The organism is Mesorhizobium tamadayense, assembly GCF_003863365.1.
In the GTDB taxonomy this organism is placed as follows: domain Bacteria; phylum Pseudomonadota; class Alphaproteobacteria; order Rhizobiales; family Rhizobiaceae; genus Mesorhizobium; species Mesorhizobium tamadayense.
This window is the reverse complement of sequence record NZ_RQXT01000029.1, coordinates 1-11,005: the sequence shown is the minus strand read 5'-3', so window position 1 is coordinate 11,005 and position 11,005 is coordinate 1. Positions and strand designations below refer to the sequence as shown.

The window sequence follows — 11,005 nt, the reverse complement described above, 5'->3', positions numbered from 1 at the left end:
TCAAGGCATGCATCTGCGGCCTTGGCCCACTGGGCTACAGCATGATGTCGCTTTCCTGGCTTGGAGCACCAACACCGGTCACTCCGCTACCGGCCCCGTTTCAGACTACTAGTCAGATCCAGGGCTGCACGAATGCTTCGCCTGACTCTCCGCCGATCATCTAGTCGTCGTCGTCAGCCAGGAATCCAAGAGCGGACCGACGGCGGCCCACAAGCTCTCGTTTGAGCAAGTGGGCAATGTCAAAGAGCCGACCGCGCATTAGTGCCCTGCGTAGCCCCGCTGAAGCTAGACGGCGAGAGCCAGCCCGCCATATCGGCTTATCTCACTCTCGATTTCGAAGGTCAGGCTTTCCAGAGCGGGGTTCCGGGCCTTCCTGGCGCGGCGCAGTACGTAGGCCAGCGCTGGAGGCGCGGGCAGACGGCTAGCGATGATTTCCATCTCCGGACGCGTGTGGCGATCGCTCAGCAGCGCGACGCCAAGTCCCGCATTCACCGCAGCCACGATGCCCGCGGCACTGGAGCACTCGAAGACGGTTTCCAGAGCCGCCCCTCCGTCTTGCCCGATGTCGAGTGCCCAGCGTCGGCAGAAACAGTCGTCGTCAAAAGAGAGGAATGGGATCGCTCCCTCGGGCTCCAGCGACAGCGCGCGGGATTTGACCCAGTGCAGGTTCTCGCGAAGCAGCACCACGTCTGCAGGCCTGACCTCGTGGGCGAAGACCTGCATGATGGCGACATCCAACTCCCCGCGCTCGAGCATCGAGCGCAGCACGAGGCTCGTCCGGACTTTCGTCCGAACGGCCACCTGCGGGTGCAGGCGACAGAAGCGCCCGAGGATGCGCGACAGGTCGGAACAGGTAGTGTCCTCGGTGAAGCCCAGCAGAATGCGGCCGGCGACGTCCGACTTCGCAAGGCTGACCAGCGCCTCGTCATGCAGCCTCAAAATCCGCACGGCATATTCGAGAAGGTCTTCGCCTTCTGAAGTGAACATAGAGCTGCCTGGACTGCGGTCCAGCAACTCACAACCGAGGCTGGTTTCCATGCGCTTCACCTTGTGGCTCACCGCCGATTGCGTGAGGTCGAGAGCCTTAGCTGCCCGGGTAACGCCTCCATGCTGCCTAATGGCACGTAGTGCCCGCAGCCCATCGATGTCGAGTCGCCTGCTGTCTATGTTGGTCATCGGTTGCCTGTTTTTGATCCCACTTAGAATGGAATGAGCCGAGAAGGTCGCTCTGGCAACAAGAAGTTAAACAGACAGCAGATTTGTCATTGCATGATCGAAATTTGTCATATGCGCTTAGGTCTCGGCGCAGCATGCTAGAGACACTTGCTAGGCCTCTCACCGCGCTCACCTTGCCTAAGGGACGTTGGCCGAATCCATCGCCATCAATGAAGCCGACATGGAGGCTCGAATCGAATCCAAAGCGTGCTCTCACCCGAGCGCATCGCCATCTCGATTCGATCAAGCGGCGCTACGGCGCTGAGCAGCACGAGCACCTGCTCGATCTGGCGCGGCAGGGGGCCGGGTCGGCTCCGGATTGGGATTGAGATTGTCCGACACCGGTATGGGACTATTCGGATCGAGACGCTTTTTCTGATATTCAAGGGCGCGGGTAGGGATCGTGGAGCACGATGCGCCGACCGCGACCAAACGGCATGGTGGTTCACGGAAGAGCAGATCATCGCGGTGCTGCGCGAGGACGAGGCAGGGGCGAAGACGGGCCATCTCGCCCGCAAGCAGGGGGTCAGCGAGTTCACGCTGTATACTGAAAGGTCAAGTTCGGCGGCATCTCCCCGGCGGCAGCCGAGAAGATCCGGCAAGATCAATCGCTAGCGGTCGATGAGACCATGATCATTTCGATGCTCTGCGGCGCATCGGTTTCACTATGAGCCGGTTCATCGGGCTGCTTGCGCTTCCGGACAGTCAGGCTGATACGGTCATTTCGGCCTGCAAGAGCATTTTATCGTCGGGTCGAACGGCAGTTTACTGCGATTTGACACCAGCACCGGACAGTCTGGTTTCGGCCCCATTTCGGCCATTGTGTCTTTGGTTGGACCGCCGACAATGCAGACACAAAAAGCGCGGAGGCAGCTACGGCCTGGTCCACCCACGGGGGCTTTCGCCGGCCGGATGAGTTCAGGGCCAAATATCCTACTTGTCACCATCAAAGGGAACGACAGCCCAGAGTGTGTCGTCGCCCCGCCCATGCCATCGCGTAAGATGTGCAGACCAGCGCCCAAAATCCAAGTGCAGCAGCAATAGGTACGCTATTGCACCTCCTAGACCGCGGCGCTTCCATAATGCGCCCACCTTCAGTCGGTCACCATGAGAGTTGTTGCTGAAAAGGAGAAAGATATCCGGATTTGAATCGGCGGTTCCGAGCATGGCTTCTCCCGTTAACTCTAAATCGAAAGCAGGTGTAGCGATCTTCCCCTTCAATGCTTTCCCGTCGATGTTAATGTAATTGGTGCTGGGCTTACGCATCGCAATTATTTCCCCTTCGCGGCCATACCGGTTCGTGGCAGCGATCCGCTTAATGCAGCATAAGGAAAGACCCGAGGATGTCCGGCGGGGCGCTGATCTTCAAGTCGAGGCTGAGCTACGCCTGGAACCACACAATGAGCGCAAGGCCGATTGTAGAGAGCAAGACATAAAGAAGAGCCGCAATACGTTCTTCTTCGGGCGAAAGCTTTGGTGCATTCTCAAATTCAGGCGGTAGAATTCTCTGCTCCATTTGTATTTTTCCCCTTTCAGATACCACCAAGATGGAGCGTTTTCAGCTCTAGAAACTCCTCCAGCCCGTGATGAGATCCCTCACGACCGAGGCCCGATTCCTTGATGCCGCCAAACGGTGCCGCGGTGGTCGAAACCGAGCCAGCATTGATCCCAACCATCCCGAATTCAAGGGCTTCGGCGACGCGGAAGGCGCGTGAGATATTCTGCGTATAGAGGTAGGACGCTAAACCAAATGGCGTGTCATTCGACATCGCGACGGCTTGTTCTTCCGTCGAGAAGCGGAACAGCGGAGCGACCGGGCCAAACGTCTCCTCCTTGGCGATTTTCATATCGACCGTCGCATCCCTAAGAATCGTGGGCTCATAGAACAGTCCGGATCGCAGTCCGCCACCGACGACTACAGCCGCTCCATTCGACGTAGCATCGTCCACATGTTCCTGAATCTTGGCAATCGCCGCCTGATTGATCATTGGGCCGACAGTTGTACCCTCTGATAGGCCGTCGCCGACTATGAGCTTCGAGGTTGCGGCGGCAAGCTTCTCTGCAAATGCGTCATAGACTCCATCCTGAACAAGGATGCGGTTTGCGCATACGCAGGTTTGACCGCCGTTGCGGAATTTGCTTGTCATCACCCCGGTGACTGCCGCGTCGAGATCCGCGTCGTCAAAAATCAAAAACGGCGCATTTCCACCCAACTCCAGGCCGACCCGCTTTACCGTCGCGGCGCATTGTTCCATCAGCATCTTGCCGACGCGGGTCGACCCGGTGAACGTCAGCTTCCGCACAACGGGGCTGCTTGTTAAAGCGCGGCCTATCTCGGCAGCCTGACCGGTCACAATGTTGATGACACCGTTCGGTATCCCAGCCCTTTCCGCAAGGATGCCGAGAGCCAAGGCAGAGAAGGGTGTGAATTCTGCTGGCTTGATCACAATCGTGCAGCCGGCTGCCAGAGCTGGAGCCGCCTTGCGCGTGATCATTGCATTCGGGAAGTTCCACGGGGTGATGGCCCCGACAACCCCGATAGGATGTTTCTGCACGATGATGCGGCCGTCCGCTGACGCCGCCGGTATCGTCTCCCCATAGATGCGGCGGGCCTCTTCCGCGAACCATTTCACGAACGAGGCACCATAGACGATCTCGCCCCGCGCTTCTGCGAGCGGCTTGCCCTGTTCCAAGGTCATGATACGTGCGAGGTCGTCACCGTTAGCGATCATGAGATCGAACCACCGCTCCAAAAGGGCAGCGCGCTCGCCCGCAGTCTTCCGGCGCCACGATTTGAAGGCCATATCCGCGGCCGCTATGGCGGCCTCAGTCTCCTCAGCGCCACATTTTGGAACGCTGCCAATTATCTCGCCTGTGGCTGGATTATCTACCGGAATGATGGCAGCGCTGTTTGCTCCCACCCACTTTCCATCGATGTAACAAAGCTCTGCAAAAAGCGATGGATCTTTCAGTTGCTTGGCGATGGACACGGCAATCTCCAAATAAGTTTGCCGCGATCATCACTCAATGTCGCAGCACAATCTGCCGAAGCGATATCCAACATCGATAGCAACGGCCAAAATTGCCCGGCGATCTATCCAACACCGCTGCTCCGGAGGCGCACACTCCCTAAAACGAGGTGAGAAATGGAAAAGACTCAGATCGTCTATGACGATTTTGCCAAGGTTGACATAAGGATCGGTCGCGTCCTGGCAGTGTTGCCGTTCGAGCGCGCACGACATCCGGCTTACAAAGTTGAAGTCGACTTCGGCCCACTTGGCCGGAAATGGTCAAGCGCGCAGATCACCAGCTACAAGGCTGAGGACTTGGTGGGCAGTTTGGTGGCCTGCGTTATCAACATGCCGCCGCGGAACATCGCCGGGTTCAATTCAGAGATCCTGATTCTTGGGGCACGCAATACAGCTGGCGAAGTAAAATTGCTGACGCCGACACACGAGATCGAGATAGGCGAAGCCGTTTTCTGAGTCTGACTCCGCAATGCATCTCGACGAAAAGTATCTATTTCGAGGAACAAAAAGATGGGCATACAAACCGCAGACTTCATTGTCATAGGCGCCGGCATTGCTGGAGCTTCGGCCGCCTATGAATTGAGCAATGGTGGCAAGGTCATTCTTCTCGAAATGGAGGCCTCGCCGGGCTATCATTCAACGGGCCGGTCTGCCGCGGTGATGACGGAAAATTACGGCCCCGCGCTATGGAGCCGGCTTGTTACCGCCTCTCGAAATTTCCTTGAGCAACCCCCAGAGGGTTTCACTGACGTTCCACTTGTCACGCCGCGTGGAGCGCTTTTTCTCGCCCGGGACGGCGAGCAGGCGAAGCTTGCTGCACAGGCGCAGGAACTAACACGGAGGGGTGCGTCCATCCAGCTGACTTCTTCGGAAGACGCCCTCCGGTACTGCCCTGTCGTAAAGGCAAGCGAATTCGTCTCGGCTCTGTACGAGCCAGACTGCATGGACGTCGACACCAATGCGCTTTTGACGAGCTATCTGAAAATGCTTCGAGCCCGTGGCGGTCAGCTCGTCACGAATGGCAAGGTCAAAGCCCTTAAACATTCTAACGGCATGTGGACCGTTTCCACGCCGGCTGGAACCTTCGAGGCTCCCGTTGTGGTCAATGCGGCTGGAGGCTGGGTACAGCAGATCGCCTCGCTTGCGGGCCTTTCCTATCGCAATGTCGTCCCGTTCCGTAGAACTGCCGTTGTCTTTGATCCGCCGGCCGGCAGTGATGTTCGGACCTGGCCGATGACCTTCGATGTCGCCGAGACGTTCTACTTCAAGCCGGAAGCCGGCCGGATCATGGTATCGCCAGTCGATATGGCGGGGTCGGAGCCCTGTGACGCGCAGGCCGATGAACTTGAGGTCGCGATCGCCATTGATCGCATCCACAGGTTCACGACCATGGAAGTCCACAGCGTGAAGCACAAATGGGGCGGCCTGCGGACATTCGCCCCCGATCATGAGCCGGTAATCGGATCTGATCCCGAGGAGCCAAGCTTCATCTGGTTGGCGGGACAGGGTGGCAACGGCGTGATGGGCGGCGTGGCGGCGGCCCGTCTTGCGGCAAGCTTCGCGCTGAATGCCGCAATTCCCGCGGACATCGCAGCCCTCGGAATCACGGCCGAGAACGTCTCTCCCGGTCGGGCCTGCGTTCTCGATGCCAGCGGTGACAGGCCGGTGGTCGGTAACCTCGAAGTGTTCGAATCGATGTGATCCGAACCAGTCAGCACTGATGTTGGAGGCGTGTGCCGAAGGCGACATGTCTTTCGAGACTTCCCGTCACCGCTACCCCAAACACTGTCAGCCCGCGACGGGCTGAGAAAGGAATGCTTCATGTCGTCGAACCAGCGTAGTCCGAACGAACTCCTGACCGCTCGCGCGAACAACATCCCAAGGGGGATCCTCACGGCGCATCCCATTGTCGTCGATCACGCAGAAGGCGCCTACATCTGGGATACGGATGGCCGTCGCTACCTCGATTTCGTCGGCGGCATCGGCGTCATCAACGTCGGCCACAATCATCCGCGCGTGAAAGCGGCCGTTGAGCAGCAGCTGAAACGCCTCACACACACGGCCTTTCAGGTTGCAGCATATGAGCCGTACATCGCTCTAGCGGAACGGCTCAACAAGTTGGTCGGAAAGGGCGCGGCCTACAAAAGCGTCTTCCTGACCACAGGCGCCGAAGCGGTTGAAAACGCCATCAAGATCGCCCGCAGCTATACCAACCGTCCGGGCGTCATTTCGTTTCGGGGCGGTTTCCATGGGCGCACCCTGCTTGGCGTGACGCTGACGGGCTTCGCCCAACCATACAAGCAGAATTTCGGGCCGTTCGCTGGTGAGGTGTTCCACTCGGCCTATCCAGACAGCTATCGCGGCATCACGACCGAAGGCGCTATCTCGGCTCTCGAAGAAGTCTTCGCCACGCAAGTCGCACCGGACCGCGTTGCCGCCATCGTTATCGAGCCGGTGCAGGGTGACGGCGGGTTCCTCCAGGCCCCACCTGAATTTCTGCGCGCTTTAAGAGAGATCACCGAGCGCCATGGCATCGTCCTCATAGCCGACGAAATCCAGACTGGCTTCGGCCGCACCGGCAAGCTTTTCGGCTTCGAGCATGCCGGAATCCAGCCCGACCTGGTCACGGTTGCCAAGAGCCTTGCAGGTGGGTTCCCACTCTCGGGCGTCGTCGGTAAAGCCGAGATTATGGATGCGCCGGCTCCGGGTGGACTCGGCGGTACCTATGGTGGCAATCCGATAGCATGTGCTGCGGCTCTTGCCGTCCTGGATGCATTCGAGCAGGACGGCCTTGTGGAACGCGCCGCCGCGCTAGGCACAAGGCTGTCCGACGCCCTTGAGGCGTTGAAGGCAAACCATACCGACATTGGCGTGGTGCGCGGCATTGGCTTCATGCGGGCTATCGAATTTGTCACGGATAGCGAGACAAGGAAGCCGGATGCCGATCGCGCGCAGCAGGTGATGGTGCGTGCGCGGGAGCGAGGCCTCTTGGTGATCAAATGCGGTGTTCACCGAAATATCGTTCGCTTCCTGGCGCCCGTGGTTCTTTCCGATGACGACCTCGACGAAGCCATGCGGATCCTGGGCGAGGCCTTGGATGCCGACAAGATATCTGCCGCTGCATAGGGCATGAGAACTTCACGGCCCGGTCGCCGCCGGGCCGTGATTCCAGCCGCGGAAAGAGATCGATCGCCCGCGCCGACCGACAAGAAGGAAGAACCCCGATGCGCGCGATATTTGTGGACTGCACGGATGAGCTGGCCCGCGTCATCGAAGCCCGCAACTTGCCGGTTCCTGATGCGATCAGGATCAATCAGGGAAATCCGACCGAGGCGGCGCTCATAGCCATGGGCTCTGAGGCCGACGTGCTTTTCGTCGAACATACAGTCGTTCCGCCCAGCGTCCTCGATGCCTGTCCCTCCATCCGGGCGATTATCTTCATGGGCACGGGAGCGGGGACCTACGTGGACCTGCAAGACGCTGCCAAACGCGGAGTCGGGGTCTACACCACGCCAGGATATGGCGACCGAGCGGTCGCCGAACACGCGTGTGCGTTGATGTTTTCGGCGGCGCGCAAAGTGGCGCAGATGGACCGAGACATCCGTTCCGGCGTCTGGTCGCCCTTGGGCGGATTGCAGTTGATGGGGCAGAAGATCGCGGTGGTCGGTTTAGGCGGCATCGGCGCCTGCATGGCCGATCTCGCCGCCGGCATAGGCATGGAGGTCGCAGCCTGGAACCGTACCCCCCGCGATCACCGCGCCTTCGTTGCTGACCTTGATGAGGCTCTGGAGAATGCCAGCGTCGTATCGCTGCATCTGTCACTAACGCCCGAGACCGCCGAACTGCTGAACGCCCGTCGGCTTCGCCTTCCGGCAAGGGGCTTCATTCTGGTCAACACCGCGCGAGCCGGGTTGATTGAGGAGCCCGCACTGTTCCAGATGTTGGCCGAAGGTCAGGTTGGACATGCAGCTCTGGATGTATTTCCCGAAGAGCCCTTGCCTGCAGTCAGTTCTTATCGTTCGCTCAAAAACGTCACGTTAACCGCCCACGCGGCTTACATGACTGACGCAGCATACAAGGAGCTGTGGCTCAGGACACTTAACGCTTACGGAAAGCTCTAAGCCGATCAGGGAAGTGCTTTGGGCCGGTGCCTATTGAAGATCCATCCTAGTGGAGTGACAGGAAATGAAGATCCTTGTGCCCGTGAAGCGGGTTGTGGATGCGAACGTCAAGGTGCGCGTCAAGGCTGACGGTTCGGCGGTTGAGCTTGCCAACGTCAAGATGGCGATGAACCCATTCGACGAGATTGCGGTCGAAGAGGCGATCCGGCTGAAGGAAACCGGCAAGGCGGAAGAGATCATCGTCGTCTCGATCGGGCCGCAGCAGGCGCAGGAAACCTTGCGCACCGCACTCGCCATGGGCGCCGACCGCGCCATCCTGGTCAAGACCGACGAGCAGACCGAGCCGCTCGGCGTCGCCAAGGTGCTGAAGGGCGTGGTCGAGGCTGAACAGCCCGGCCTCGTCATCCTCGGCAAGCAGGCGATCGACGACGATTCCAACCAGACCGGCCAGATGCTGGCGGCACTGCTCGGCTGGGCGCAGGGCACTTTTGCTTCCAAGGTTGTTGTCGAGGGCGACAAGGCCAAGGTGACGCGCGAAGTCGACGGCGGCCTGCAGACGGTGGAGCTGAAGATGCCAGCGATCGTCACCGCCGACCTTCGCCTCAACCAGCCGCGCTATGCCTCGCTGCCCAACATCATGAAGGCCAAGAAGAAGCCGCTCGACGAGAAATCGCCGGCCGACTACGGCGCCGACGTCAAGCCGCGGCTCAAGGTGCTCAAGACCGAGGAGCCGGGCGGCCGCAAGGCAGGCGTCAAGGTCAAGAGCGTCGCCGAACTGGTCGACAAGCTCAAGAACGAAGCCGGCGTGTTGTAAGCGATCGGGAAAGGAACAGACAAATGACCATTCTCCTCATCGCCGAACACGACAACGCAACCCTCTCCGACCAGACCGCCAAGGCGCTGTCGGCGGCCCTGCAGATCGGTTCGGACGTGCATGTGCTGGTGGCCGGCAAGGGCGCCAAGGGCGCTGCCGACGCCGCTGCCAAGCTCAAGGGCGTCAGCAAGGTGCTGCTCGCCGAAGCCGACGAACTGGCCGAGCGCCTCGCCGAGCCGCTGGCCGCTTTGGTGGTCTCGTTGGCCGGCGCCTATGACACGATCGTCGCGCCGGCGACCTCATCGGGCAAGAACGTCGCGCCGCGCGTGGCGGCTCTGCTTGATGTCGCGCAGGTGTCCGAGATCATCGACGTTGTCTCGCCCGACACCTTCAAGCGACCGATCTATGCCGGCAACGCCATCCAGACGGTGCAATCGACCGATGCCAAGAAGGTGATCACGGTCCGCACCGCCTCCTTTCCTGTCGCCTCCCAAGGCAATGCGGCTGCCGTCGAGAATGTCTCGGCGGCAGCCGACCCTGGCCTGTCCTCCTTTGTCGAGAACAAGCTGTCCGAGAGCGACCTTCCCGAACTGACCTCGGCCAAGATCATCATCTCGGGCGGCCGTGCGCTGGGCTCCTCGGCAAAGTTCCAGGAGGTCATCCTGCCGGTCGCTGACAAGCTCGGTGCCGCCGTCGGCGCAAGCCGAGCCGCCGTCGACGCCGGCTACGCGCCGAACGACTGGCAGGTCGGCCAGACCGGCAAGGTCGTGGCGCCTGACCTCTACATCGCGGTCGGCATCTCCGGCGCCATCCAGCACCTTGCTGGCATGAAGGATTCGAAGGTCATCGTCGCCATCAACAAGGACGAGGAGGCGCCGATCTTCCAGGTTGCCGATTACGGCCTGGTCGGCGACCTGTTCGTCATCCTGCCGGAACTGCAAAAGGCGCTTTGACGCTCTTGTCCGAATGGCTTCGACTGCACCCTCAAATGCTGCAGTCGGGACTGCTCCACATAGGGTCTACAGGTCCGCAAACGTCCAGAACGGAAGCTCTTGAGCACAAGGTCGCCAAGATCGAACGATGCTAAATCAGACGAGCGGCGCGTTCGCGTCGTTGTCGCCGAACACAATCCGCTTGTTGTATCAGCTTTGCGCGAAATGCTGGATTGTGACGGGCGCTTCGAACTTTTGGCCTCGGTGCAAAGCGGCAAGCATTTCCTTGAGCTGGCAACGACACAGCAATTCGACGTCGCCGTCATCGGCTTGAAGCTTGCCGACATGGATGGCGCGGACGTTCTCGCCGAGATCCAGAGCCGCAAGCTCAACGTTCGCATCACAGTCTTTTCCAACGACCACGATATTGGAATCCTGAAGCAGTGCGTGCGCCTCGGGGCGCAGGGCTACTGCTTTCAGTTCGACGACCCGCCAATCATCTTCGAGACGATCCTGGCGGTCGCGCATGGCCGCATCTGCATTCCGTATATCGACTTTGGCAAGGTCAATGACACACCCTTGTCTCAGCTCACTGTTCGGGAACGGGAACTGCTTGCGGTGCTTTCCGATGGTTGGACCAACCTTCAGATCGCGACGCGCACCGGGATCTCCGAGAATACGGTGAAATACCATCTCAAGAATCTCTACGATAAGCTTGCCGTCCGCAATCGGGCGATGGCGGTCGCGCTCTATTCAAGCGAGAAGCGCCGTATACCGAGGTTGCCTTTCGGCTAGGCCGGCCTCGGCGCCGTGGCCCGTTTGAAACGGTCCCCGCAAGCAGTTCATTGTGGTGTTCAGGTGGAGAACCGTGGCAGCCAGATGGGTGCTCGTATC

At 59.8% G+C, this 11,005-nt stretch carries 10 protein-coding genes and 1 pseudogene; 8 read left to right on the top strand and 3 right to left on the bottom strand.

What is annotated here, in order from left to right; translation table 11 throughout:
- Positions 1-285 precede the first annotated feature (285 nt).
- Positions 286-1,176 carry a LysR family transcriptional regulator gene (locus tag EH240_RS21635; RefSeq protein WP_125002408.1) on the bottom strand — a complete coding sequence of 297 codons (891 nt, stop codon included), beginning with the start codon at positions 1,174-1,176 and terminating at the stop codon, positions 286-288.
- 498 nt (positions 1,177-1,674) lie between these two features.
- Here EH240_RS21635 and EH240_RS39120 point away from each other — a divergent pair.
- Positions 1,675-1,814 (top strand): annotated as a pseudogene (locus EH240_RS39120) (IS3 family transposase); the annotation flags it as partial.
- Positions 1,815-2,148: 334 nt separating this feature from the next.
- On the opposite strand, the gene EH240_RS21625 reads toward EH240_RS39120, so the two are convergent.
- A complete protein-coding gene (locus tag EH240_RS21625) occupies positions 2,149-2,481 on the bottom strand; it encodes a hypothetical protein (protein WP_125002406.1) in 333 nt (110 codons plus the stop codon).
- A 266-nt stretch (positions 2,482-2,747) separates the two neighbouring features.
- A complete protein-coding gene (locus EH240_RS21620; protein WP_125002404.1) occupies positions 2,748-4,205 on the bottom strand; it encodes an NAD-dependent succinate-semialdehyde dehydrogenase in 1,458 nt (485 codons plus the stop codon).
- Positions 4,206-4,361: 156 nt separating this feature from the next.
- Here EH240_RS21620 and EH240_RS21615 point away from each other — a divergent pair, with 156 nt between their 5' ends.
- The 7 genes from EH240_RS21615 to EH240_RS21585 all read left to right on the top strand — a co-directional run bounded on the left by EH240_RS21615 (position 4,362) and on the right by EH240_RS21585 (position 10,906).
- The gene (locus EH240_RS21615) at positions 4,362-4,700 is read left to right on the top strand and encodes a tRNA-binding protein (protein WP_125002402.1); all 339 of its coding nucleotides are present in this window, start codon (positions 4,362-4,364) and stop codon (positions 4,698-4,700) included.
- Between the two features lie 54 nt (positions 4,701-4,754).
- The gene (locus EH240_RS21610; protein ID WP_125002401.1) at positions 4,755-5,945 is read left to right on the top strand and encodes an NAD(P)/FAD-dependent oxidoreductase; all 1,191 of its coding nucleotides are present in this window, start codon (positions 4,755-4,757) and stop codon (positions 5,943-5,945) included.
- 120 nt (positions 5,946-6,065) lie between these two features.
- Positions 6,066-7,370 (top strand): 4-aminobutyrate--2-oxoglutarate transaminase, encoded by a 1,305-nt coding sequence (gabT, locus tag EH240_RS21605; RefSeq protein WP_125002399.1) that lies wholly within the window; start codon positions 6,066-6,068, stop codon positions 7,368-7,370.
- Between the two features lie 98 nt (positions 7,371-7,468).
- A complete protein-coding gene (locus tag EH240_RS21600; protein WP_125002397.1) occupies positions 7,469-8,365 on the top strand; it encodes an NAD(P)-dependent oxidoreductase in 897 nt (298 codons plus the stop codon).
- Between the two features lie 64 nt (positions 8,366-8,429).
- A complete protein-coding gene (locus EH240_RS21595) occupies positions 8,430-9,179 on the top strand; it encodes an electron transfer flavoprotein subunit beta/FixA family protein (RefSeq protein ID WP_125002395.1) in 750 nt (249 codons plus the stop codon).
- Between the two features lie 23 nt (positions 9,180-9,202).
- The gene (locus EH240_RS21590) at positions 9,203-10,132 is read left to right on the top strand and encodes an electron transfer flavoprotein subunit alpha/FixB family protein (protein ID WP_125002393.1); all 930 of its coding nucleotides are present in this window, start codon (positions 9,203-9,205) and stop codon (positions 10,130-10,132) included.
- 99 nt (positions 10,133-10,231) lie between these two features.
- Positions 10,232-10,906: a LuxR C-terminal-related transcriptional regulator gene (locus tag EH240_RS21585; protein ID WP_125002391.1), complete on the top strand. Its 675-nt coding sequence runs from the start codon at positions 10,232-10,234 to the stop codon at positions 10,904-10,906.
- Positions 10,907-11,005 lie beyond the last annotated feature (99 nt).